Source organism: Lactococcus fujiensis JCM 16395 (assembly GCF_002441655.1).
Taxonomy (GTDB): Bacteria; Bacillota; Bacilli; order Lactobacillales; family Streptococcaceae; genus Lactococcus; species Lactococcus fujiensis.
This window is the reverse complement of sequence record NZ_JXJU01000006.1, coordinates 74,711-98,204: the sequence shown is the minus strand read 5'-3', so window position 1 is coordinate 98,204 and position 23,494 is coordinate 74,711. Positions and strand designations below refer to the sequence as shown.

General features: G+C 37.3%; 25 protein-coding genes, 3 tRNA genes and 1 pseudogene. 22 read left to right on the top strand and 7 right to left on the bottom strand.

Annotated elements, in window-relative coordinates:
* Positions 1–7: 7 nt before the first annotated feature.
* The 6 genes from RT41_RS06110 to RT41_RS06085 form a co-directional block, all read right to left on the bottom strand.
* Entirely contained in the window at positions 8–1,930 is a 1,923-nt protein-coding gene (locus tag RT41_RS06110) for a copper-translocating P-type ATPase (RefSeq protein WP_096818188.1), read from the bottom strand.
* 19 nt (positions 1,931–1,949) lie between these two features.
* A complete protein-coding gene (locus tag RT41_RS06105) occupies positions 1,950–2,222 on the bottom strand; it encodes a cupredoxin domain-containing protein (RefSeq protein ID WP_054639512.1) in 273 nt (90 codons plus the stop codon).
* A gap of 11 nt (positions 2,223–2,233) precedes the next feature.
* Entirely contained in the window at positions 2,234–2,605 is a 372-nt protein-coding gene (locus RT41_RS06100) for a cupredoxin domain-containing protein (protein WP_096818187.1), read from the bottom strand.
* A gap of 9 nt (positions 2,606–2,614) precedes the next feature.
* Complete coding sequence (locus RT41_RS06095) at positions 2,615–3,040, bottom strand: BlaI/MecI/CopY family transcriptional regulator (RefSeq protein ID WP_096818185.1); 426 nt, start codon at positions 3,038–3,040, stop codon at positions 2,615–2,617.
* Between the two features lie 139 nt (positions 3,041–3,179).
* Entirely contained in the window at positions 3,180–5,228 is a 2,049-nt protein-coding gene (locus RT41_RS06090; RefSeq protein WP_096818183.1) for a PTS sugar transporter subunit IIABC, read from the bottom strand.
* Between the two features lies 1 nt (position 5,229).
* Positions 5,230–5,925 (bottom strand): N-acetylmannosamine-6-phosphate 2-epimerase, encoded by a 696-nt coding sequence (locus RT41_RS06085; RefSeq protein ID WP_096818181.1) that lies wholly within the window; start codon positions 5,923–5,925, stop codon positions 5,230–5,232.
* 209 nt (positions 5,926–6,134) lie between these two features.
* Here RT41_RS06085 and RT41_RS06080 point away from each other — a divergent pair, with 209 nt between their 5' ends.
* The 16 genes and pseudogenes from RT41_RS06080 to add all read left to right on the top strand — a co-directional run bounded on the left by RT41_RS06080 (position 6,135) and on the right by add (position 19,302).
* Positions 6,135–6,953, top strand: a complete 819-nt coding sequence (locus RT41_RS06080; RefSeq protein ID WP_096818179.1) for a MurR/RpiR family transcriptional regulator — start codon at positions 6,135–6,137, stop codon at positions 6,951–6,953.
* A 122-nt stretch (positions 6,954–7,075) separates the two neighbouring features.
* A tRNA-Ser gene (locus tag RT41_RS06075) sits at positions 7,076–7,163 on the top strand.
* Positions 7,164–7,251: 88 nt separating this feature from the next.
* Positions 7,252–7,773: a DUF2325 domain-containing protein gene (locus RT41_RS06070; protein ID WP_096818177.1), complete on the top strand. Its 522-nt coding sequence runs from the start codon at positions 7,252–7,254 to the stop codon at positions 7,771–7,773.
* A gap of 94 nt (positions 7,774–7,867) precedes the next feature.
* Entirely contained in the window at positions 7,868–8,704 is an 837-nt protein-coding gene (locus RT41_RS06065) for an energy-coupling factor ABC transporter ATP-binding protein (RefSeq protein WP_096818252.1), read from the top strand.
* Positions 8,701–9,564, top strand: coding sequence for an energy-coupling factor ABC transporter ATP-binding protein (locus RT41_RS06060; protein WP_054639530.1), 864 nt, complete (start codon positions 8,701–8,703; stop codon positions 9,562–9,564). The genes RT41_RS06065 and RT41_RS06060 overlap by 4 nt, the downstream gene beginning before the upstream one ends.
* Complete coding sequence (locus RT41_RS06055; RefSeq protein ID WP_054639510.1) at positions 9,564–10,367, top strand: energy-coupling factor transporter transmembrane component T family protein; 804 nt, start codon at positions 9,564–9,566, stop codon at positions 10,365–10,367. Before RT41_RS06060 ends, RT41_RS06055 begins: the two co-directional genes overlap by 1 nt.
* A 9-nt stretch (positions 10,368–10,376) precedes the next feature.
* Positions 10,377–10,895 (top strand): thiol-disulfide isomerase, encoded by a 519-nt coding sequence (locus tag RT41_RS06050; protein WP_245811627.1) that lies wholly within the window; start codon positions 10,377–10,379, stop codon positions 10,893–10,895.
* Positions 10,896–11,056: 161 nt separating this feature from the next.
* Positions 11,057–11,785 (top strand): 2,3,4,5-tetrahydropyridine-2,6-dicarboxylate N-acetyltransferase, encoded by a 729-nt coding sequence (gene dapD / locus RT41_RS06045; RefSeq protein ID WP_096818175.1) that lies wholly within the window; start codon positions 11,057–11,059, stop codon positions 11,783–11,785.
* A gap of 11 nt (positions 11,786–11,796) precedes the next feature.
* The gene (locus RT41_RS06040) at positions 11,797–12,930 is read left to right on the top strand and encodes an N-acetyldiaminopimelate deacetylase (protein WP_096818173.1); all 1,134 of its coding nucleotides are present in this window, start codon (positions 11,797–11,799) and stop codon (positions 12,928–12,930) included.
* Positions 12,931–13,017: 87 nt separating this feature from the next.
* Positions 13,018–13,091, top strand: a tRNA-Arg gene (locus RT41_RS06035).
* Between the two features lie 38 nt (positions 13,092–13,129).
* Positions 13,130–13,203 (top strand) — tRNA-Pro (locus RT41_RS06030).
* A gap of 144 nt (positions 13,204–13,347) precedes the next feature.
* On the top strand, positions 13,348–14,487 hold the full coding sequence (locus RT41_RS06025) for a glycerate kinase family protein (protein WP_096818171.1): 1,140 nt from the start codon (positions 13,348–13,350) through the stop codon (positions 14,485–14,487).
* A gap of 296 nt (positions 14,488–14,783) precedes the next feature.
* A complete protein-coding gene (rpsD, locus tag RT41_RS06020; RefSeq protein WP_054639509.1) occupies positions 14,784–15,395 on the top strand; it encodes a 30S ribosomal protein S4 in 612 nt (203 codons plus the stop codon).
* Positions 15,396–15,569: 174 nt separating this feature from the next.
* Positions 15,570–17,681, top strand: coding sequence for a Tex family protein (locus tag RT41_RS06015; protein WP_096818169.1), 2,112 nt, complete (start codon positions 15,570–15,572; stop codon positions 17,679–17,681).
* A gap of 29 nt (positions 17,682–17,710) precedes the next feature.
* Positions 17,711–18,169: a SprT family protein gene (locus RT41_RS06010; RefSeq protein ID WP_096818248.1), complete on the top strand. Its 459-nt coding sequence runs from the start codon at positions 17,711–17,713 to the stop codon at positions 18,167–18,169.
* Between the two features lie 101 nt (positions 18,170–18,270).
* Positions 18,271–19,302 (top strand): annotated as a pseudogene (gene add, locus RT41_RS06005) (adenosine deaminase).
* A 115-nt stretch (positions 19,303–19,417) separates the two neighbouring features.
* Here the strand turns inward: add and RT41_RS06000 are convergent.
* The gene (locus RT41_RS06000) at positions 19,418–20,017 is read right to left on the bottom strand and encodes a helix-turn-helix domain-containing protein (RefSeq protein ID WP_245811625.1); all 600 of its coding nucleotides are present in this window, start codon (positions 20,015–20,017) and stop codon (positions 19,418–19,420) included.
* Positions 20,018–20,264: 247 nt separating this feature from the next.
* Between RT41_RS06000 and RT41_RS05995 the strand changes: the two genes are divergently transcribed.
* The 6 genes from RT41_RS05995 (at position 20,265) to RT41_RS05975 (ending at position 23,476) form a co-directional block, all read left to right on the top strand.
* Positions 20,265–20,540 (top strand): hypothetical protein, encoded by a 276-nt coding sequence (locus RT41_RS05995; protein WP_054639508.1) that lies wholly within the window; start codon positions 20,265–20,267, stop codon positions 20,538–20,540.
* Positions 20,537–21,010 carry a hypothetical protein gene (locus RT41_RS05990; protein ID WP_096818167.1) on the top strand — a complete coding sequence of 158 codons (474 nt, stop codon included), beginning with the start codon at positions 20,537–20,539 and terminating at the stop codon, positions 21,008–21,010. The genes RT41_RS05995 and RT41_RS05990 overlap by 4 nt, the downstream gene beginning before the upstream one ends.
* A gap of 1 nt (position 21,011) precedes the next feature.
* A complete protein-coding gene (locus RT41_RS05985; RefSeq protein ID WP_054639506.1) occupies positions 21,012–21,443 on the top strand; it encodes a hypothetical protein in 432 nt (143 codons plus the stop codon).
* A gap of 508 nt (positions 21,444–21,951) precedes the next feature.
* A complete protein-coding gene (locus tag RT41_RS10645; protein WP_245811624.1) occupies positions 21,952–22,545 on the top strand; it encodes a Rep family protein in 594 nt (197 codons plus the stop codon).
* 105 nt (positions 22,546–22,650) lie between these two features.
* Positions 22,651–23,283, top strand: coding sequence for an RNA helicase domain-containing protein (locus RT41_RS10640; protein WP_245811623.1), 633 nt, complete (start codon positions 22,651–22,653; stop codon positions 23,281–23,283).
* Positions 23,273–23,476 carry a hypothetical protein gene (locus tag RT41_RS05975; RefSeq protein ID WP_054639505.1) on the top strand — a complete coding sequence of 68 codons (204 nt, stop codon included), beginning with the start codon at positions 23,273–23,275 and terminating at the stop codon, positions 23,474–23,476. Before RT41_RS10640 ends, RT41_RS05975 begins: the two co-directional genes overlap by 11 nt.
* The last annotated feature ends 18 nt before the right edge of the window (positions 23,477–23,494 follow it).

The window sequence follows — 23,494 nt, the reverse complement described above, 5'->3', positions numbered from 1 at the left end:
CCTTTTTTTACGATTCTGAAGAAAGTTTGACATTGTTCAATAATAAAGAAGAAACAACAACTGTGATTGAACTCATGGCCATGGCAAGACCAGCAAACTCAGGACTCAAAATGAAGCCTAAGGAGTAGAAAACTCCAGCTGCAATTGGGATACCAATGACATTGTAAATGAAGGCCCAGAAAAGATTCAGACGAATTCGATTGAATGTTTTCTTGCTTAATTCAAGCGCAGTTACGACATCTTGTAAATCATTTTTGACCAGAACAATTCCGCCTGATTCAATCGCAATATCTGTTCCAGAACCCATTGCGATACCAACATCAGCAGTCGTTAAAGCAGGAGCATCGTTGATTCCGTCACCAACGAATGCAACTGGTGCTGTTTGTTGAAGTGCTTTAATGTGATCGGCTTTGTCATTTGGAAGGACATCGGCAATGACCTCATCGATACCAACTTGATTACCAATGGCTTGAGCAACGAGCGGATTGTCACCAGTGAGCATGACGGTCTTTAGTCCCTCTTTTTTGAGTGCGGCAATGGCGGTCCTTGAACTTTCCTTTGGAGCATCTTGAATGGCGATTAAACCGATAATTTGATTTTCTATGCCAACAATGACAACTGTTTTCGCCTCGGACTGTAAAGCTTTCATCTGTTTCAGTAATAAGTTATCAGGAGAATAACTCTCGATGAGTTTATCATTTCCTACAAAGGCAGTTTTGTCATCAATGACAGCCTTGACCCCTTTTCCAGAAATTGCCGAGAACTGCTCAATTTTAGCTGGAATAATTTTTTCTTCTTCAGCTTTTTTCAAAATGGCTGTTGCGAGCGGATGTTCTGAAGAGCTTTCTAATCCAGCAGCAATCGTGAGGACTCGCGTTTTATCAGCTCCTATGATATCGGTTACTTGAGGCTTTCCCACTGTTATTGTCCCTGTTTTATCAAAGACAACTGTTTTGACAGAGTGAGCAGCTTCTAACACTTCGGCATTTTTAATTAGAATGCCTAACTTGGCAGCACGGCCAGTACCCACCATTAAAGCGGTAGGGGTCGCAATTCCAAGTGCACAGGGGCAGGCAATAATCAAAACGGACACAGCAAAGATAACCGAATTTACCAGACTAGCACCTAAAAAGACATACCAAACCGTAAAACTCAAGACAGCAATAATTAACACCAAAGGAACGAAAATGTTTGATATTTGGTCAACGATTTTTTGAATGGGCGCTTTACTCGTTTGTGCTTGCTTGACCATTTCCACAATTTGAGACAACAGTGTATCTTTACCAATTTTCTTTGTTTTAAAAATAAATGTCCCACTGTTATTTATGGTTGAACCGATGACATTATCACCTACTTTTTTCTCGACCGGCATTGATTCGCCAGTCACCATTGATTCATCAATAGTAGATTGACCTTCAGTAATTTGCCCATCGACTGCAATTTTTTGCCCTGGTTTGACTCGAATCAAATCGCCAACCAAAATTTGCTCAGCCGGAAGATTAATGAATTTTCCATCACGCATGACTTCGGCGTCTTTCGCTTGCAAATCAAGAAGTTTACTAACAGCGCCAGAAGCAGATGTTTTCATCTTTTCTTCAAAAAGCGAGCCGAGAAGGACCAGTGCAATAACGACAACGACAGCTTCATAATAGACACCTAATGAATTGAACATGGCATAAATACTATATAGATAAGCAGTGACAGTTCCCATGGCAACAAGCGTATCCATGTTGGCGTGGTGATTTTTGAAAGAAGCCCAAGCGGATTGTATGAAAGGCCAACCGGCAAATATCATGACAATTGTTGCTAAGATAAATGCAGTCCAATCACCACCAGGAATCATGTAGCCAAGTGGCATTGTAATCATATTGATAACTAACGGGACAGCTATAATGAATGAAATATAAAATCTTTTTTGGATGGATAACATCACAAATTCCTTCCTACTTTTATTTAACGGTGTATTTTCCTTTCACCATATTCATCCCACAAGACCATTCAATATCGCCTTTAGTTTGAGGTGTGAATTGGAAAGTTTCTGCTTCGTTGAGAGGTAAATCACGTGTTTCACCATTAAAAATAATTTGATCTAGACAACCTTTATCGGATTTCCTGATAAAAGTTACTTTTGCTGGACGGTCAGCTTTGAGTTTGAAGTTTGAAGGTTCGTAAGAGCCATCAACGATAACTGTAATTTCCTGTGTTTTGTTTTTATTGAACATGGTGTTCTCCTTTATTTGATAATAATTTTTCCATGGAACATATTCATTCCACAATTATAGGTGTATTCTCCAGCCTTATCCGTATCAATATCCAAATCAATCGGCTTGTTTTGGGGTAATTTTTCATGAATACCAAAATCTGGGAAGATGACTTCTTCCAAACAGGTTGAAGGGTCTTTACGTAAAAAAGTGACTTGAGCAGGGACCCCTTTTTTCAAAACAAGTGTATTTGGATTGTAGCCACCATTGACAGTGACGAGTGCTTCTTGCCCATTTGAAGTCAGGACTGAAGTCGATTCAGAACTCGTGTGTTTGCCAAAAAACCACCAAATAACAAAGGCAATAAATAAGAGCGCAATAATTAATATGATAATTTTATCCATTTTTTCTCCTTAACAATTACAAATATGGAATTTTGATAAACAATCGCAAGAGACTTTATCGACTTCTGTCTTAGCTGACAAATGACGATTGATTCTTGACTTATCATCTGCAGTAAATTCTCCGTAGTCAATTAAATTGATTACGACATCGGTTTGTTTCATGGCGCAAATTTTATGGAGTAATTCGGAAGTTAAAAGTTGAATCACTTCGTCCTCCGTTTTTTGCGCGTGATAAATAAATTTATGGCCCTTTCTTGTAGAGCTTGTGATGCCTTTCTTTGTCAGACGCGCTAAAAATGTTCGGACTGTGGATGGTGACCACTGATAAAAATCAGGGATGGCCGCAATAATTTCCTCGGAGCTAATATCTCCAAGTGTCCACAAAATTCGCATGACAACAATTTCGCTATCAGATAAATTGAATTCGTCTGTCATATTTCCTCCTTATTCAATATCTTTATATTCTTAGTCTACACTTGTAGATTAAAATTGTCAACTATTTGAATCTACAAGTGTAGATATAATTTTTCCATAGGGAATCCAAAAGAAAAAGACACCGAAGCGTCTCAATTTATTATTTTGTTATTACATGTGCAATTGCTTGTTTTGCATGAACTGTACTATTAACCGTACAGTCTAGATTAAATGTTCCCACCTTATCTACAGTATTTGTAATCAAGACGAGTATAACAGGGTCTAAACCTTCTTCAATAATCGCTGCAATATTAACATTCGCGAGTTGAGTATTTGGAGTAATCTCTTGCCCCTCACTCACCATTATTTCAAAAGGTTTTCCATTCAAACGGACGGTGTCTAGACCCATATGAATCAAAACTTCTAAACCGGTACTCGTGATAATTCCAATTGCATGTTTTGTCTTGAATATTGAAGAAATTTTTCCATAAACTGGAGAGTATACTTCTCCGGAATTAGGGATAATGCCATAGCCCTCGCCCATTGCTTTAGTCGAGAAAACGGGGTCATTGATTGAATTTAAATTTACAAGTTGTCCAGAGGCAGCAGCTGTTAGTCCTTCTGTGATTGGAGCATAAGGAGTCTTATTTTCTACCGATAATGGCTTTTCCTCCACATTTACAGTTGATTCTCCCTCGATAACAATCCCATTTTCAATGATTTGATTGATTTGTTGACTATAAATGTCAGCCTTCCCACCGAATATAGCTTGAATACCACCAGAGACTTCTATGACGGCTGGAGCACCAAGCTGCTTGAAGACCTTTTTTTCTATTAAGGTACTATCTTTAACGGCTACGCGGAGTCTTGTGGCACATGCCTCAACACTTTCAATATTATTTAAGTTTCCTAATGCATGAATGATTTCAACTGATTCATCATATAATTTATTGCCAGTTTTCGGAAGTGTTGAATCAGGGACGTCAGATTCAGCAGTTTCAAGCTCCATTCCTGGAATTTGAACTTTGAATTTAGTAATACAGAAACGGAATACAACGTAATAAATGATTGCCCAAATCACTCCCAAAAGAAGAACACTTGGCCAATTTGTCTTATCTTTGCCTTGTAAAACACCAAACAACAAATAGTCAATCAATCCACCTGAGAATGAATTCCCAATGCGAATATTCATGATGTCAGCAAAGAAAAAAGAGAGGCCGTCTAAAAAGGCATGGATGACATAAAGCCATGGTGCTGCAAAAAGGAAAGTGTATTCAAGCGGTTCGGTAATTCCCGTTAAAAATGAAGTCAAACCACCAGATAGATAGAGCCCACCATCCTTTTTACGATTTTCCTTTGGAATACAGTGATACATAGCTAAGGCAGCTGCAGGAAGACCAAACATCATCGTAGCGAAACGACCAGCAAAAAATCGTGTTCCATAGGTGAATAGCCCGTGGTGATTTGGATCAGCCAATTGCGCGAAGAAAATGTTTTGAGCCCCAACAATGGTGTGCCCAGCAACGACCTCGCTACCGCCAAGTGCAGTATACCAAAACATTGGATAAATGGTATGATGTAGACCGACTGCCCCTGTCAGACGGAGAAGAAAGCCGTAAAGGAATGTCCCAAAACTACCCATCCCTGCAATCGCAGTTCCAGCAACTGTAAGAACGCCTTGAATGGGTGGCCAAATCATATAGAAGAAAGCACCAATAAATATAGCCGCAAATGAAGTAATTATTGGAATAAAACGAGACCCGCCGAAGAAGCCTAAAAACTGAGGCAATTCAATCATTCGGTATTTATTATGAAGCAAGGCAACCATTCCACCAATGACGATTGATCCTACAACACCGGTATCGATCGTTGTTTTTGGGGCAAACATTTGTAAAAGACCACTAATCGTTGCCGTATAAACAAGAAATGAGACACCAGCGGAGAGACCAGCCGTTCCCTTATCTCCATTTGCTAAACCGACAGCTAGACCAATAGCAAAAATGAGAGCAATATTTGCGAATACAGCATTTCCAGCAAAACTCATAACTTTTAAAATGGTTTGTAGCCAACTAATATTTAGAAAAGGATAGGCTTTAATTGCTGCTTCATTGGTTAATGCACCACCTAAGCCAAGAAGCAAACCGGCTGCAGGTAATATGGCAATGGGAAGCATGAAAGCTCGCCCTAATTGGGAAAATTGTTTAAACATCTTATACCTCTCTTATCGCTTTTATAAATCGACTTGCTATTTCTAGGGGACGAGTAATTGCCCCGCCTACAACAATTCCAGACACACCAATTTTTTTGATGCGTTGAGCCTGTTCAGGTGTATGGATACGACCTTCAGCAATGACCGGGATTCCTTTATGGACTAATTTTTCAATAAGTTCGAAATCAGGTCCATCCTGTTTTACGCTTTCATCAGTGTACCCACTTAATGTCGTACCAATAAAATCTACTCCGGCTCCAAATGCATTCACACCTTCCTCAAATGTTGCACAGTCTGCCATTAGGAGTTGTTCCGGATACTTTTGTTTGATTGCTGCGATGAATTGATTAATCGTCAAACCGTCATGACGTTTCCGCAGAGTACAATCTAAAGCAATGACTTCGCAACCGGTCTCAACTAATTCATCAACCTCGTTCATTGTGGCTGTAATAAATGGTTTTTCTGGCAAATAATCTCGTTTTATAATTCCAATAATTGGCAGGTTGACTGCATTTTGTATTTCTTTAATATCGCGAACCGAATTTGCTCGAATTCCTACAGCACCAGCCCTTTCCGCTGCTATGGCCAGCAATGGAATAATTCCTCCATTTTCACTGTATAGTGGCTCTCCAGGTAAGGCTTGACAAGAAACAATGAGCCCCCCGTTGATCTGTTCTAAAAAAGCTTGTTTATTCATTCTCCATTTTTCCTCCAATTTATAATAGATATGGATATTAACTCCATAATTAATATAGCATGCGCTTTCATTCTTGTCAAGAAGAAATTTAAAAAAATTGGGTGCAAATTAATGAAAAATATGATAAACTGAAAAAAATGACCTGATACAATAGGGGTTAAACAGTTATCAAAGCTCGTTTTTTATTGAAACTGAGCTATGGGGTGAAAATGCAAGTCAAACAAATAATTAAAGAAAAATATGATTTACTGACAAAATCTGAGAAAAAAGTGGCAAATATTATTCTGTCGTCACCAGATCAAGTAGCTCACGGGACAATGAATGATATAAAAGGACTAGCTAAAGTAGGAGATGCGACCATCATCCGCTTTTGTCAAAAACTAGGCTATTCTGGATTTTCGGATTTAAAAATTGACGTGGCGAAGGAAGATTATTTTGAGCAAGAAAATAGCGTTAGTATTAATTCATTTTTCGAAAAAAGTGCTGAAAAAATAACAAAAACATTGGAATATACAAAAAAATTGCTCCAACAGGAAGTCCTTGAAAAAGCAATTGAATTGGTTTCTGACTCAAAAAACATTTACATATTTGGAGTGGGGACGAGTGGAAATACGGGACAAGACTTGGAGGCAATGTTTCTTAGGATCGGTATTCAAGCGAAATCAGTTAGTGACCCTCATTTTCAGGCTCAAATTGCCTCCTTGTTACACGAAGACGATTTAGTTATTGGAATTTCATTATCTGGGAAAACAAAGGATATATATGATTCTTTGTCGATTGCTCATACAAAACATGCTAAAATTATTAGTTTAACAAATTACCTCTTGTCGCCAATTGCTCAACAATCTGACCTTGTATTACAAACCGCTACTGATGAATTTTTCGATGGTGCCTCACTTTCTGGTAAAATTTCACAACTATATATTTGTGAATTATTAGTTAAAGGGTTCGAGAAAAGACATGAGGAAGGATCACTTACAAATCGTGAATCTGTTATTCGTGCGATTATGAACAAATCAATGGAGTAATGGCATCAGTATTTTTTTACTTTGATTAAAAAAATTAAATGACATTTGCTAAAAAATTTGTTAAAATAAATTGTCAGGTATGACAAACTAAGTTATAAACGACAACATAGATGAAACGATTTGGAGAGATGTCCGAGTGGTCGAAGGAGCACGCCTGGAAAGTGTGTAAACGTCACAAGCGTTTCGGGGGTTCGAATCCCCTTCTCTCCTTAATTAATGTAATAAAAATGCTCAGAAGAGCTTTTTTTATACCGAAAATGGACTGTCTATTAAGACAAGATGTCTGGAAAGGAAAACGATGAAAACAGTTTTGATTATTTGTGAGTCAGGCTATTGGCGCGATTTGCGTGATGAATTAGCTCAGGTAGGCTGTCAATTTTTAGGATTTGATAAGAAAAAACCGAATCGTTCAGAAATTGATTCGCTTGTTGGCAAGGCAGATTTTGTCGTCATTCGAAACCTAAACGTAGCTCATCATTCGGTCAGTTTCGCTAAAGAGGCTGCAAAAGCAACAGCAAAACCATTTTGGGTAGGAAGGAATTTCGGAGCCGCGAAAGTAATTGAACTTCTAAAAGTTGAATTTCCCGAAGAAAATTTTGTTGTACAAAAGAAATCATTTGAAAAATCTAAACCAAAGCAATTGAAAAACAAAAAGAAGTCGCTGAATCAAAACGTTTCTAAGACTCAGCATGAAGCCACTAGTAATGAACTTCAGCAGTATCTCAGTAGCAGCAAGAAAAATCTGCCATTAAAGACCGCATTGAAGGATATAAAACTCGACGATGATGATATTGATTTCGCAAAACTTTTTAAATCATAAGGTAGAATGGCCTTTTTCAGAAAATTTACACTTTTAAGTGGATACTTAAAACCGTATGGGGCAGAAGTTAGCAAAATTTGATATAATAAAAGTTATGAATAAAATTCTTGAAGTTGAAAATTTACACTTTAAATATGAAAAAGAAAGCGAAGTTGAGCAACTAGACGGCGTTAGTTTTTTTGTGGAAAAAGGTGAGTGGGTCTCTATTATCGGACAAAACGGTTCTGGAAAATCAACGACAGCACGACTTATTGATGGGCTGCTTGAAGAATTTACAGGGACAGTAAAGATAGATAATGAAGTTTTGACAAATCAAAATGTTTGGGATTTACGTCGAAAAATCGGAATGGTATTTCAAAATCCAGATAATCAGTTTGTTGGAGCTACCGTTGAAGATGATGTTGCCTTCGGTATGGAAAACCAAGGGATTCCACGCGAAGAAATGCTAAAACGTGTGGATGAAGCCTTATTAGCCGTAAATATGATGGATTTTAAAAAGAAAGAACCAGCACGTTTATCGGGAGGGCAAAAACAGCGCGTTGCCATTGCTGGAATCATTGCATTGCGCCCTGAAATCATTATCTTGGACGAATCAACATCTATGCTTGATCCAACAGGACGAGCTGATATTATGCGTGTCATCCATGAAATCAAAGAAAAATATGGCTTAACCGTCTTATCAATTACGCATGATTTAGATGAAGCTGCACAATCGGATCGTATCATTGTTATGAAGGATGGAAAAGTGGCAGAAGTTGCTAGACCTGAAGTTCTTTTTGGTTCAAATGAAGATATGGTTGAAATTGGACTTGATGTGCCTTTTACCTCAAATTTGATGGCTGATTTGCGCCATGTTGGTTTTGATTTGCCAAATGAATACATGGATGATAAAAAATTAACTCAAGTTCTAACTGGAATGTTAAAAAAATGATAAAATTTGAAAAAGTAAGTTTCACATATCAAGCAGGTACACCATTTGCAAGCCGAGCGCTTTTTGATATTGATATGGAAATTAAAGGTGGTTCATACACTGCGGTCATTGGTCACACTGGCTCAGGGAAATCGACCTTGATGCAACACCTAAATGGCTTGGTCAAACCGACAGAAGGAACGGTCACAGTTGGCGATATTGTGATTAAAAATGACAGTAAAGCGAAAGAAATCAAACCCGTTCGTAGAAAAGTTGGGGTTGTCTTTCAATTTCCTGAAACGCAATTGTTTGAGGAAACGGTATTAAAGGATGTTGCTTTTGGTCCCAAGAATTTCGGGGTGTCTGAGGAAGATGCTTTGCAAACGGCTAAAGAAAAACTGAATCTTGTAGGATTGCCAGAAGAATTTTGGGAACGTTCGCCATTTGAACTCTCTGGAGGTCAAATGCGTCGTGTTGCCATTGCAGGTATTTTGGCTATGGAGCCAGAAGTCCTTGTTTTGGACGAACCTACCGCCGGTCTTGACCCAAAGGCGAGAATAGAAATGATGGAATTGTTCGAGTCCATTCATGCAATAGGACAAACAGTTGTTTTGGTTACACATTTAATGGATGATGTTGCAAACTATGCAGATTTTGTCTATTTGATAGAAAAAGGCCGCGTGATTGATTGTGGTCAACCACATGATGTTTTTCAAAAAGTTGCGTTCCTTAAACAACATGAGTTAGGTGTGCCAAAAGCGACAGAATTTGCAGTAGCCCTTCAAAAACAAGGCGTAGAGTTCAGGCGTTTGCCCATCACAAGAGCTGAGCTGGTCATGGTTCTGTCAAGTATGAAAAATCATTTGGGAGGCGACTTATAATGAACAATATGTTAATGGGACGCTATATTCCTGGCGATTCTGCGATTCACAAAATGGATCCGCGTTCAAAATTGCTCGTTATGATTGCCTTCATTGCAGTTATTTTCTTAGCAAATGATTGGCTTGGCTACCTTTTATTATTAATTTATACTTTTGCAGGGGTTTGGCTTTCAAAAATATCAATCTCTTATTTTCTTAAAGGGTTGAGGCCAATGCTTGGTCTGATTTTGTTTACAGTTATCTTTCAGATGCTATTTACACCAGGCGAGCATATTCTATTCCATTTTTGGATACTTCAAGTCTCAATCGAATCACTGATAAATGCCGTCTATATTTTCTTCCGTTTTGTGCTCATTATTTTTATGTCCACAATCTTGACCCTAACAACGCCGCCATTGACTTTAGCGGATGGAATTGAAACAGGTCTATCCCCTTTGAAAAAACTCAAAGTTCCTGTCCATGAATTAGGATTGATGTTGTCAATTTCGTTGCGATTTATTCCTACCTTGATGGATGATACAACCATGATTATGAATGCTCAAAAAGCTCGTGGAATGGACTTTGGGGAAGGGAGTCTGTTGCAAAAAATCAAATCGGTTATCCCAATCTTGATTCCCCTTTTTGTATCTAGTTTCCGTCGAGCCGATGATTTAGCAATTGCCATGGAAAGCCGAGGCTATCAGGGCGGCGATGGGCGAACAAAATATCGTCAGCTTAAATGGCAAAGCCGTGATACAATCCTCGTTATCAGCATTATTATAATGGCACTTGTTTTGATTTTATGGTCAAAAGTAAGCAAATAAGGAGAACAAATGATTACATTGAATGTCAATAGTCTTGTTAATGCTGAGATTTTCTGGAAAGAATTAGGGCTTGAAGAAGAGGTGGCTTTAAATGAAGCTGTGATTACTCGGCCCCAAACGATTACAATGACGATTCCTTATATCGATGAGGTGCGTGATAAAGTGATTGAATTGGGATTAGCCACAAGTGAAATTGTGCCTACGGCAAATGACAAGTTTATGTTTTCATTTGTCGCCCCTGAGGAAAATACGGTTATCATAATAGGAGACTGGGTTTGCCAACCTTATACGAGTGAGAAAAGAGCCGAATTTTTCCACAATATAAAACATGTTGACTATGTTCGTAAATATGAACAGTTGACAACGCTTACTGAAGGAGAATATCTACTCTTTGGTCGGTTGACTTGTCCCTGGACGCGCTATTTTGCCCGCCAATTACCAGAAATCTGGGATAAGAAAATTTATTTTATTGACACAGAGTACACTGATTTTGATACTGAATTAGCTTCGCTTCGTGAAAAATATTAGGCACCATTCGTTCCAACCTTTGTTAAGATTGAAAAAAACGGTTCATTTGTTAAATATAATGAAAAAATAGGCACATTAACCGAATTTGTAAAATAACATTTTTGCGAGATTCTCGCAAAAATTTTTAATCAGAATTGTCAGAATAAGGAGAAAATTAAATCATGGATGCACAAAAATTAACGGCTCAAGAAATTATTACTTTTATCGGAAATGCTGAAAAGAAAACGAACGTCAAGGTAACTTATAAAGGTCATCTTAATGGAACTGTCCCAAATGATGTCTTTAATATTGAAACAGGAGCTGCAAATCAAACTCATCATTACGGAACTTTAGCCGGTGACTGGGTAAAAATTGAACCACTTTTGTCAGAGCTGACAGAAAATCAAGATTATATTGTCGAATTTGATGGTAGAAATTCAGCTGTGCCAATGCTTGATACACGTCACCTCAATGCTCGAATTGAACCCGGTGCAATCATTCGAGACCAAGTTGAAATTGGGGATGGAGCAGTGGTTATGATGGGAGCAATAATCAATATTGGCGCTGAAATTGGAGAAGGAACCATGATTGATATGGGTGCTGTCCTCGGAGGCCGCGCAACTGTTGGCAAACACGCTCATATAGGAGCAGGAGCTGTACTAGCGGGTGTTATTGAGCCAGCAAGTGCTGAACCAGTTCGGATTGGAGATAACGTCTTAGTAGGTGCCAATGCGGTTGTCATTGAAGGCGTACAAGTTGGAGCTGGTTCTGTCGTGGCCGCTGGAGCCATTGTCACCCAAGATGTACCTGAAAATGTAGTTGTTGCAGGCGTACCAGCAAGAATCATCAAAAAAATAGATGAAAAAACACAACAAAAAACGGCACTAGAAGATGCATTAAGAAATTTATAAAAGGAGAATCTATGTTAAATCTCGTTGAAATTCGGCGGCAGCTTCACCAGATTCCAGAAATTGGTTTACAAGAGTTTAAGACGCAAAGCTTCCTTCTCAAAATTATTCATGAGATTATTGATGGGAAAGACTATATTGAGTTAAAAACATGGCGGACTGGGATTTTAGTTTACCTGCATGGTCAAGCGCCTGTTAAAACAATCGGTTGGCGAACAGATATTGATGCTTTACCAGTGGAAGAAAAAACAGGACTTTCCTTTGCCTCTACTAATGGTTGTATGCATGCCTGTGGTCATGATATTCATATGACAGTAGCACTTGGCTTGCTTGAAAAAATTGCGCTCAATCAACCAAACGAAAATATGCTTTTCCTTTTTCAACCTGCTGAAGAAAATGAAGCCGGTGGTAAATTAATGTATGACGAAGATGCTTTTGGAGAATGGAAGCCAGATGAGTTTTATGGTCTCCATGTCCGTCCAGACTTGAAAGTTGGCGACATTGCCACCAATAATCATACGTTGTTTGCTGGGACTTGTGAGATAGAGTTAACATTCAAGGGGAAAAGTGGACATGCAGCCTTTCCACATGAGGCAAACGATGCTTTGGTTGCTGCTGCTTATTACATTACGCAAGTTCAAACGATTGTATCGAGGAATACAGATCCTCTTGGCTCAGCCGTTGTAACTTTCGGGGAAATGCATGCTGGAACAACGAATAATATTATTGCAGAAACGGCCTACGTTCATGGTACAATTCGTGCTTTAACACTCGATGTTTTAGAATTCACCAAAAAACGTGTGATTGAAATTGCTGAGGGAATTGGCAAATCATTCAATGTTGAACTTGATTTAAAAATCATCCAAGGGGGCTATTTACCAGTCGAAAATAATCCTCAATTAGCTGATGAACTGATGGATTTCTTTGAAAAATTACCTGATGTTAACTTAATTAATATTGATCCAGCTATGACTGGCGAGGATTTTGGCTATTTACTTTCTAAAATATCTGGCGTCATGTTCTGGCTTGGTATTGATAGTCCGGCAGCTCTGCATTCAAATCAAATGAACCCAAATGAGGGTGCATTAAAATTTGCTGTCGAAAATATTTCAAAATTCCTAGAAATGAAAGGAGGAACTGAACATTGATTCAGTTCTTTTTCATTTTTCGTATCTCGTTCTTGCAATTTATCTAAGTGTTTGATATAATAATTAAGTCGTTTGAAATAAAACATTGCAGGCATGGCTCAACTGGATAGAGTATCTGACTACGAATCAGACGGTTGTAGGTTCGAATCCTACTGCTTGCATCATAAAGACTGGCGTTAGTCATTTTTTTATTGAGCTACGGGAAGTAGCTCAGCTTGGTAGAGTACTTGGTTTGGGACCAAGGTGTCGCAGGTTCGAATCCTGTCTTCCCGATATTAGAAAAGTTCCTGAAAAGGAGCTTTTTTTTTGCTTTGTTTTGCACTGATTTTCTCTGTGAAACCCTGTTGATAAAAATCTGGGATTATCATAAAATAAAGTTGAAGAAAATCATTGAGTAATGTTTAGGAAGGAGAAGAAATGGTAAAAAAATTTGTTTTGGCACCAGATTCATTTAAAGAAAGTATGTCTGCTAATGAAGTTTGTCAGGCCATGACACGTGGAATATTAAAGGTCTTTCCAGATGCTGAAATTGTTTCTGCTCCGATGGCAGATGGTGGCGAGGGGACGACTGATTCACTTGTTAATGCAACAGCTGGACAAAAAATAAAAGTGACAATTAGAGGACCACTTGAAAGTCAGAGGATAGAGACTTATATTGGCTTACTAGGTAGTTCCAAAACGGCAGTCATTGAGATGGCGAAAGCGAGTGGAATCGAGTTAATTTCGAAAGAATTTCGAAACCCAATGATAACTTCTACTTTTGGTACAGGAGAACTCATTAGTGCCGCATTGGATCAGGGTGTAGAAAAAATTATTTTGGGAATTGGAGGCTCAGCGACAAACGATGGCGGTTCAGGAATGGCTCGCGCTTTAGGTGCTCGTTTTCTGGATGCAAAAGGAAAGAATATTCCATTCGGTGGAGGTGCTTTAGGGCAGGTTGATCATATAGACATGAGTCAGTTTGATCAACGCGTTCAAAAAGTGAAAATTTTAATTGCGAGTGATGTTACAAACCCATTATGTGGGGAAAATGGTGCGTCTGTCGTGTTCGGGCCACAAAAAGGCGCTACTGATGAAATGGTTAAGCAGTTGGATCAAAATTTAAGTCACTTTGCTGATCTTGTTTTACGTGACCTCGGTAAAAATGTCAGGAATATCGAAGGTGCTGGTGCTGCAGGTGGACTTGGTGCAGGATTACTTGCTTTTACGAATGCAAAGATGAAACGTGGAATTGACATTGTTACTGATGCCATTGATTTGGAACAAAAGATTGCCGCTTCTGATTATGTCCTCACAGGTGAAGGAGGGATGGACTTTCAAACAAAATTTGGAAAGGCACCCTATGGTGTTTCTAAAATCGCTCAGAAATATGGTAAACCTTGCATAGCGATGGCAGGTTATATTGGAAAAGGGGTTGATGTTCTTTATGACGAAGGCATGACGGCAATTTTTGGGATTCAATCAAAGGCTAATGACTTGGAAATGGCGATGAAAGAAGGTGCAATTAACGTTGAACGAACAAGTGAAAACATCGCTCGCCTTCTTGCTATCAAATAAAGAAATAGATTTAACTTGACGAAAGTCGTCTTTTTTGATAAAATGATAAGGTTGAATATAGCAGTCAGCTAGAGAACTCGTCAACATCGCGTTTTACAGTAAGGCTCACAAATGACTGAGAGCTTTACGTGCTTTATTTTGGTATTGAGGGGAGTAAGCAAATGTACAAAAATCCCATTTGCTTAGCCTTGAAATTTAAGGTAAAGTAAAGTAACCAAAGCTGTAAGGCGAAGTCGCGATGCACGAACTTGAAGCTGTCGAATATTCCTCAAAAATTATAGAGGAGGACATTTTAAATGTCACGTTACACTGGTCCATCATGGAAACAATCACGCCGCTACGGTCTTTCACTTACAGGTTCTGGTAAAGAACTTGCTCGTCGTAACTATGTTCCAGGACAACACGGTCCAAACAACCGTTCAAAACTTTCTGAATACGGTCTTCAATTGGCTGAAAAACAAAAACTCCGTTTCTCTTACGGACTTTCTGAACGTCAATTCCGTAACTTGTACGTACAAGCTACTAAAATTAAAGAAGGAACTGTTGGTTTCAATTTTATGACTTTGCTTGAACAACGCCTTGATAACGTTGTTTACCGTCTTGGCCTTGCAACGACTCGTCGTCAAGCACGTCAATTCGTAAACCACGGTCACATTCTTGTTGACGGAAAACGTCTCAATATCCCATCAGCACGTATCCAACCAGGTCAAGTGATTTCAGTTCGCGAAAAATCTATCAAAGTTCCTGCAATTCTTGAAGCTGTTGAAGCTACTAAAGGACGCGCAAACTTTGTATCATTTGATGCTGACAAACTTGAAGGTTCACTCGTTCGTCTTCCAGAACGCGACGAAATCAACCCAGAAATCAACGAAGCACTTATCGTAGAATTCTACAACAAAATGATGTAATCTGTCATTACTGACAAAAGAACGCTTAGGCAAATGCTTGAGCGTTTTTACTTGGTTTAAAATTCATTGTCAAATTGACCCTCCCTAGTTCCTGAAGATTTTATTGGTCAAAAAATGGTAAAATAAGTAATGATGATAAAATATTTTTATCAAAAATAAAATTGAGAGATTCTAATGGAAAATAGTAAAAAAATTGCTGACCTGTTGAAAGTCAAAGTTTCACAAGTCGAAAAAGTTCTTGAGCTTACGTCTGATGGGAATACAGTACCATTCATAGCGCGTTATCGTAAAGAAATGACGGGCTCACTGGACGAAGTCCAAATTAAGGCAATCATTGATGAAAATGAGAGTTTGACTAAACTTGCGGACCGTAAAACCACAGTTCTATCGAAAATTGAAGAACAAGGAAAATTAACAGCAGGGCTCAAAAAACAAATTAGTGCTGCTGAAAAGCTATCGGAAGTGGAAGAGCTCTATTTACCTTATAAAGAAAAACGGCGGACAAAGGCCACCATTGCTCGCGAAAATGGATTGATGCCTCTAGCTGATCAAATGGTCAAAAATGTTCAAGATATTGAAAAACAAGCTGTAAATTATATAAATGAAACATTCACCACTACTGACAAGGCCATTTCTGGTGCGCTAGATATTCTGATTGAGATGATTGCTGAGGCGGCACCTCTCCGGAGTTGGCTATTAGGCGAAATCAAATCAAATAGCTCGATCACAAGTAGTCTTAAAGCAGGAGCTGAAGACGAAAAACAAGTATTTCATATGTATTATGATTTCTCTGAAAAAATTTCTGAATTACCTAATCACCGCGTTTTAGCGCTTAATCGAGGTGAAAAAATGGGGATATTAACGGTAAAATTTGAAAATAATGAAGAAAAAATACTACGCTTTTTTGCCTCACGTTTTTCTGCACAACAAAATCCTTATATGCAAACGGCCATTCGGGACGCTGCGAAGAAAAAAATGATTCCTGCGATGGAACGTGCTATTCGTACGGAATTGACTGAAAAAGCAGAAGACTCAGCAATTGAAATTTTTGGTGAAAATTTGAAAAATCTTCTCCTAGTGGCACCGCTTAAAGGACGTGTTGTTCTCGGCTTTGACCCAGCTTTCAGAACAGGTGCTAAAATTGCCATCGTTGACGCGACAGGTAAATTACTTAAAACCACAGTGATTTATCCGGTCAAACCGGCATCGGCTATTCAAATTGAACAAGCTAAAAAAGACTTGGCTGGTCTCATAGAGACTTTTGGTGTCAATATGATTGCGATTGGAAATGGGACTGCAAGCCGCGAATCAGAGGCATTTGTTTCAGATGTTTTGAAAACTAATCAATTCACGGATGTCTTTTATGTTATCGTAAGTGAAGCAGGAGCGTCAGTCTACTCTGCTAGTGAATTAGCAAGGGAAGAGTTCCCTGATTTAACAGTTGAAAAACGTTCGGCTATCTCGATCGCCCGTCGTTTACAAGATCCGCTCGCTGAATTAGTTAAGATTGAACCAAAAGCTATCGGCGTGGGACAATACCAACACGATGTCGCTGAGAAAAAATTAAGTGCAAATCTTGACTTCGTTGTTGAAACAGTTGTTAACCAAGTTGGAGTAAACGTCAATACAGCTAGCCCGTCTCTTCTCGCACACGTTGCAGGATTGAATAAGAGTTTAGCTCAAAATGTGGTTGCATATCGTGAAGAAAATGGTGCCTTAAAGACACGCAGCGAATTAAAAAAAGTTCCACGACTAGGAGCAAAAGCATTTGAACAAGCTGCTGGATTCTTACGTATTCCAGAAGGTAAAAATTTCCTTGATAACACTGGGGTTCACCCTGAGTCGTATCCAGTTGCCAAAGCACTTTTAGAGGAAGTAGGTGGCGTGGATCACTTATCTACTGTTGATGTTTTAGCAATGGCACACAAACTTAATGTGGGTGAAGAAACATTAAAAGATATTATTGATGATTTAAAAAAACCGGGTCGTGATTTACGTGATAGTTTTGATACTCCAATTCTTCGCCAAGATGTTTTATCTGAAAAAGACTTGCGAATTGGTCAAGAGCTTGAAGGGGTTGTCCGCAATGTAGTGGACTTTGGAGCATTTGTTGATGTGGGTGTCAAACATGATGGCCTCATTCATGTATCGGACATGAGTAAATCTTTTGTCAAAACACCCTACGAATTTGTTTCAGTTGGCGAAATTGTTACAACTTGGGTTAAATCTGTCGACTTGCAACGAGGAAAAATTAATTTGACTCTTGTCAACCCGCGCGAGAAATAAGCTTAGCTGCTGTGGATAACTAAAAAATGATGGATAAAGAAAATCAATTAACAAATGAGTTGCTCACAATGAGGGTTCGGCAAATTTCATTAGATAAATTCCAAAGACCATTTTTACATCAAGCCTACTGGAATTATCGGTTGATATCAACTGGAGGTCGTTTTTTCCCAAAAGATGGTCACTTAGATTTTAATCCCAGAATGGCCGAATTACCAGAATTTGAACGAATCGTTTTGCATGAATTGACCCACTATCATCTTTTTATGCAACACAGGGGATATCGTCACCAGGATGCTGATTTTAAAGCTACTTTGAAAAAAGTCGGTGGTTCACGCTATGCCCCGACGATTACCAATCCAAAGTTCACATATCAATGTGAAAACTGTGGATTACTTTTTTATCGTCAAAGAAAAATAAAGATAAGTAAATACCGTTGTGGAAAATGTGGTGGAAAATTGATTCTGCAAAATAAAAAAGAACATCTGTGATGTTCTTTTTTGCATTTTTGCTCTAATTAGTTTATCATAGTGAAAATACTTTTTAGAATTGAGTTGATGGACTCGAAAATTTTGTTACAAGGAGATTTATTGTGTTACGGTCAGAAATTATTGCTCAAATGCCTAAAATTGAACTTCACTGTCATTTAGACGGTTCGTTAAGTTTAAATTGTATTAAACAATGTGCTAAAAATGATAACGTTTGGATCCCATTACAGGATAATGAAATTTTAAGACGGGCTCAAGCACCCACAACAACAAAAACATTACTAGAATATTTAAATCGTTTTGATTTTGTCTTACCCCTGTTACAAACCTATCAAAATCTGGAAATAGCTGCATTTGATGTTGCTCAACAAGCTTCAATGGACAATGTAAAATACATTGAAATTCGCTTTGCACCAATGCAACATCTCCAAAAAAATCTTAGTTTGGAAGAAGCAATTGAAGCCGTACTAGCTGGATGTGAAAGAGCTGAAGAAAGTTTCGACTTAAAAATAAATTTGCTTATTTGTGGATTAAAACAAGAGAAATTGAATCAGCTCGAAAAACTTCCAGCGCTTTTTGACCGAGTGATTAATGAGCACTTAGTTGGCTTTGATTTAGCTGGTGACGAATTAAATTATCCTATTAAGTCCTTTGAGTCTCTCCTTAACTCTGCTAAAGGAAATGGCCTAAGATTGACCCTGCACGCTGGCGAGTGCCCCCACTGTGCACAAAATATTAAAGATGCTATTCGGTTAGGTGCACAACGGATTGGTCACGGTGTCTGTGCTAAAGATTTTTCTGAATCTGAATTGTAAAAACTGATTGCTGATGAAATTGTTTTGGAAATGGCACCTACAAGTAATTTCCAAACAAAAGCCGTACAAAAATTGGCAGAGTATCCATTTAAGAAATTATTTGATGCTGGTGTTCATGTGACGTTAAATACGGACAATCGAACGGTGTCGAATACGACGCTTCAGAAAGAATACCAGAAAATTGCGGATTGGTATGATTTTACTCTTGATGATTTTGAACAAATCAATCATTATGCTGCGGATGGTGCTTTTATCAGCGCTGACGAGAAACTAACGCTACATCAAGTCATTTCTGACGAATACAAGTTGATTAAACTTTAATTAATGAAAATTTTGTTAAAAAAAACGAATCATTATAAGATTCGTATTTTTTTTATTGATCAGGAATAAGAAAAAGCCTTGAACTGTTTAGTATGCTTATGTTTATTTCAAATCATTACTTCTCATTATCATCTAATTTATTTGATTTTGGGTTGTTTGTTTCTATATTGTTGCCAAATTTAATTGAATCATTCCGAATACTTGGGTTAGTTACCAGCTCATCAACATAATCTTCATCAAACTTATTGATATGCTCATAGTTCCTTCTCCAATACTGTACTTCTTTTTCAAAATAATTTTCCTCTTTGTCTAAGTCAAAGAATATATTAATGTGGTTAACAGTATTTCTTAGAAATTTATCAACCTCTTCTTGTGTAAGAAGATTGTCAGCATGAGTTTCCATAAGTTGGTAAAGTAAACCACTGAACTTATTTTTGAAGTCTTGAAGTAAAGTTTCTCTCTTTTTATAAAACTCATTTAATTTTTCTTCGTGGTTAGACTGATGAGAATTTACATTAGTTAGTCCAAGTAAATAGTCAGTTGAAACTCCAAATAATTTTGCAATTTGAGCTAAAGATACAAAATTTGGTTGAGATTTTCCTAGTTCCCAATTTGAATATGTCACTCTATTTATTTCTAATAAATCGGCTAAAGCTTGTTTGGATAATCCTCTTTTTTCTCTTAATTCGGTTAATCTATCAGTGAATTTGCTCAAAATATCTCCTTTTTTATTAAAAACGAACAAAAAATGTTCTATTTCTATTGGCAACGAACTAAAATTGTTCTATTATATTAATAACGAACTGATTTGTTTCAATTGTATCAGTTTTGATAGAAAAAATAAAGGAGAAATAGCCTATAGGTCAAGCAAAGTATAAAAAATCTCTTTCCACAACCAAGAAGAAAGAGAATTAAAAAAGTAAACAGCTCAATTATAGCACAAATTATGTACGAGGTAAAATATGGAAAAGCAAGAAAATAAGGTTGAATTAGATGATTTAAGAAGAGGTCTGGGAGTTATCGCAAATGTAATGCTCCTTGGGCAACTAATATCTGAAGAACATAACGGAGTAAGTGAAGAACAATTAGTGACGAATTACAAAGATTTATGTGAAATGACTGGTACTTATACAAGAAAATTAATAGAAGATACTGATAAAGTTGAAATAAATTGGTATGAAGATGCGGTAACTGCTAGAGAATTTCGAAAAATTCAAGCAATGTCAAAAGCTGGATGAATTATAGAGAGCTTGCTGAAGTAATTGACTGCCCTTATAATACAGTTCGTAAATGGCGCGGAGAGATCACTCAATTATCTGGACATCAATTTAAAAGAGTAAAAGTTAGGAATGGAAAGGGACGTAAAAATCGAACAACTTATGATTTTGAAGAAATTGATGTTAAAGGATTCTTGTTACTCTCTCACTTCTTAAAAGAGGGAAAATCTAAAGCTGAATCCATTCGTGAGATTTTCGGAAATGAAGAAGTTGAAGAACTAGAGAAACAAAATAGTGATTTTGATATTCTAGAACAGAAATGTCAAGCATTAAGGGCACAAATTAAGGCACTTTCTAAGAGAATACAAAACCAAAAGAGTGAGCTTGATACTCTGAAAACAAAGACAAGTGACCTAACAGAACGAATTGAAAACCTCGAAAAAAGAGGACTAAAAAATATATTTAATAAGAAAAATAAATGGAGAAAATAATATGAATAATGTATTTAGCTTAAAAGATGAACAACCTAACTTATCGGCAGTAGAATTGAATATCAATCAGTTCAACATTCCAAAACAATTTTTATGTGATTTTTCAAAAGCACGTCATAACTTTGTTTATGAAAAAGGACATAAAACGGATAAAATTTCAAAAGCAACATTGATTACCATTGCAAAAGATGAAGCAGATAAACTGGCAAGCGTTGGGTTAGATGTCAAAGAGTATATGAAACTTCCTGTTGAAATTGAGGATTATAAGAGCATTGACGCTTTAATGGATAGTGAGGAGATGCTTGCAATTGAATTGGTAGATGTCCGTGTGAAGTTCAAAGTGGATAATTTCCGTGCGGTTGGCTATAAATTGGTTGCTCGGTCATTAAAAGTAATTGAGGATACAAAAGCGCCTGTTAAGCCTGCGAAATAATAAAACTGACTAAAAAACAAAACCTGTTTAGAGAGGGCGTTGAGGTCTGACTGCATAGCCCGTCGCTAGCGTAGCGAGGCGATAAGGGTGAGCAGTCAGAAGCTCCGCTAACAAGGCGCTCTCGATAAAAACGGGTTTTGTTTTATTAGATATAAACTAAATTATCTGACAATAAACAAAAAAGTGTAAGAGTTTCTGGGGATATGTGAGTGGTTAGGACACACCCTACGCCCGCACCGTTTTAGGGCTTGTCAACAAAAACGGTGTAAACCCCCACTAGCGTTAGCTTTAGGTTAGACACTTCTACCCAACTAAAAGCCAAAAATTACCAAAAATCAATAGATTTAGTGTCCTATGAAAGTGTCCTATGAAAAGTGGTTAGGACATATGACCTAGTAATTTGAAGTGGTTAGGACACTAGGATTTTATAAAATGACTAAAAATGGAAGAACCAGAATAAAAAACACTTTATTATTAAAAAAAAATGAGATAAACGAAAGGATAGAATATGAGGAAACAAAAAATTAGATGTTTTGTATTTGAACAATACTTTGATTCAGAATTTTGGGATTGGGATGAAAAAAGGTCTTGGTTTGAAAATTGGGAAGAAAATAAGGAAAAAATCTTTCAAGAAATCTACGACCGATTAAAATTTTACGATACATCAGAAAAACAATTAAAAATAGCTTTGATTGTTCATGATAAAGATAGAAAAAATAATGGACAATTGATTGAAGCACACATCCATGTCTATGTAGAATTACCTACACATCGTTCTATTGAATTGGTTGCCGATAGATTAGGAATTTCTCAACATTTTATTGACTACCCCAAAGGAAGAAATAACTACTTTCCTTTTAATCAAAAAGCTTATCTTATCCATGCACAACAACCTACTAAACATCAGTATGAGATTAGTGAAGTTGAAACTTTTGAAACAATGGACTATGAAAAGTTCATTTTAGATAATAAAGATGATTTTCTCAAACGGAGTGCGACAGTACGTTATAGGGAAATCAATGAGAGTTTAGACCTTATCTTTGATAAAGTTCTCTTTGGACAAATTACCTATGATGAAATCATGGAAGATGACAGCTTATAACGCCTATATGCGAATAATGAGCAACGCTTTATTTCAGCCTTTAATTCTTTCTCACAATATAAAGCCCGTAAGACTTTAAAAGCCTTGCGAAACAATGAATTTAAGTTGAGTGTAGTTTATATTCAGGGGAATTCAGGGATAGGGAAATCACACCTAGCTCAAGAAATTGTAGAAAAATTATGTGATGAATCAGAACAATCAGGGTATAACGGAGTTTCTATTTATTCAGCTTCATCATCTAACCCTTTTGATGAATACAAGGGGGAAGAAATCATTTTACTTGATGACCTTAGACCGGAATCAATGGAACGTGCAGATTGGCTAAAAGTTTTAGACCCTATGAATCGTTCAAGAATATCGGCTAGATATCGTAACAAAGTGATTGCGGCTCGTGTGATTGTATTGACGAATACTGAAACAGCAGAATCTTTCTTTAAAAATATAAAAAATGAAGATTTAGACCAGTACGTTCGTAGAATCAATTTAAATGTTGGAATTACTGAAAAACAATTTCCTCGATTTGAATACGATAATTATTATAACTTATCAGAAACGAAGAAATTAGATGAACCTAAGAAGGAACGAGTTTCAGCAAATGAATTCTTAGAGCGTCGCTACGGCTTTCAGGCAATATTTTCATCAGATGATAAAGAAATATTTCTAAACAAATTAATCTTTGATGAATTGTTGCCTAAGAGTTTTCCTAAAAATAAAGGAGTGATAAGAGATGTATCTTAAGAAAGTAGATAGTCAAAAAGCTAAAAAATTATCTGATAGAATGCCTTTTACAACTGGAACATGGTACTTAAAAATGAATGATAATGGTACAGTTGCAACAAATCATAAAGGTCAAACCCTTTATACTTGCATGGCACCACTTGACTTACAAATGGCATTAGAGAGTAAAGAGTTTACTCATGTGGAATATTAAAAAGAGAAATGGAGAACA

Bases quoted from the DNA above. Each gene is read 5' to 3' on its own strand.
- RT41_RS06040 (WP_096818173.1), top strand. From the start codon at position 11,797: ATGTTAAATCTCGTTGAAATTCGGCGGCAGCTTCACCAGATTCCAGAA.
- RT41_RS06110 (WP_096818188.1), bottom strand. From the start codon at position 1,930: ATGTTATCCATCCAAAAAAGATTTTATATTTCATTCATTATAGCTGTC.
- RT41_RS06085 (WP_096818181.1), bottom strand. From the start codon at position 5,925: ATGAATAAACAAGCTTTTTTAGAACAGATCAACGGGGGGCTCATTGTT.
- RT41_RS05995 (WP_054639508.1), top strand. From the start codon at position 20,265: ATGGAAAAGCAAGAAAATAAGGTTGAATTAGATGATTTAAGAAGAGGT.
- RT41_RS06095 (WP_096818185.1), bottom strand. From the start codon at position 3,040: ATGACAGACGAATTCAATTTATCTGATAGCGAAATTGTTGTCATGCGA.
- RT41_RS06080 (WP_096818179.1), top strand. From the start codon at position 6,135: ATGCAAGTCAAACAAATAATTAAAGAAAAATATGATTTACTGACAAAA.
- RT41_RS06025 (WP_096818171.1), top strand. From the start codon at position 13,348: ATGGTAAAAAAATTTGTTTTGGCACCAGATTCATTTAAAGAAAGTATG.
- rpsD (WP_054639509.1), top strand. From the start codon at position 14,784: ATGTCACGTTACACTGGTCCATCATGGAAACAATCACGCCGCTACGGT.
- RT41_RS06015 (WP_096818169.1), top strand. From the start codon at position 15,570: ATGGAAAATAGTAAAAAAATTGCTGACCTGTTGAAAGTCAAAGTTTCA.
- RT41_RS06050 (WP_245811627.1), top strand. From the start codon at position 10,377: ATGATTACATTGAATGTCAATAGTCTTGTTAATGCTGAGATTTTCTGG.
- RT41_RS05990 (WP_096818167.1), top strand. From the start codon at position 20,537: ATGAATTATAGAGAGCTTGCTGAAGTAATTGACTGCCCTTATAATACA.
- RT41_RS06105 (WP_054639512.1), bottom strand. From the start codon at position 2,222: ATGTTCAATAAAAACAAAACACAGGAAATTACAGTTATCGTTGATGGC.
- RT41_RS06055 (WP_054639510.1), top strand. From the start codon at position 9,564: ATGAACAATATGTTAATGGGACGCTATATTCCTGGCGATTCTGCGATT.
- RT41_RS10645 (WP_245811624.1), top strand. From the start codon at position 21,952: ATGAGGAAACAAAAAATTAGATGTTTTGTATTTGAACAATACTTTGAT.
- RT41_RS06090 (WP_096818183.1), bottom strand. From the start codon at position 5,228: ATGTTTAAACAATTTTCCCAATTAGGGCGAGCTTTCATGCTTCCCATT.
- RT41_RS06010 (WP_096818248.1), top strand. From the start codon at position 17,711: ATGGATAAAGAAAATCAATTAACAAATGAGTTGCTCACAATGAGGGTT.
- RT41_RS06060 (WP_054639530.1), top strand. From the start codon at position 8,701: ATGATAAAATTTGAAAAAGTAAGTTTCACATATCAAGCAGGTACACCA.
- RT41_RS06100 (WP_096818187.1), bottom strand. From the start codon at position 2,605: ATGGATAAAATTATCATATTAATTATTGCGCTCTTATTTATTGCCTTT.
- RT41_RS05985 (WP_054639506.1), top strand. From the start codon at position 21,012: ATGAATAATGTATTTAGCTTAAAAGATGAACAACCTAACTTATCGGCA.
- RT41_RS06065 (WP_096818252.1), top strand. From the start codon at position 7,868: ATGAATAAAATTCTTGAAGTTGAAAATTTACACTTTAAATATGAAAAA.
- RT41_RS06070 (WP_096818177.1), top strand. From the start codon at position 7,252: ATGAAAACAGTTTTGATTATTTGTGAGTCAGGCTATTGGCGCGATTTG.
- RT41_RS05975 (WP_054639505.1), top strand. From the start codon at position 23,273: ATGTATCTTAAGAAAGTAGATAGTCAAAAAGCTAAAAAATTATCTGAT.
- dapD (WP_096818175.1), top strand. From the start codon at position 11,057: ATGGATGCACAAAAATTAACGGCTCAAGAAATTATTACTTTTATCGGA.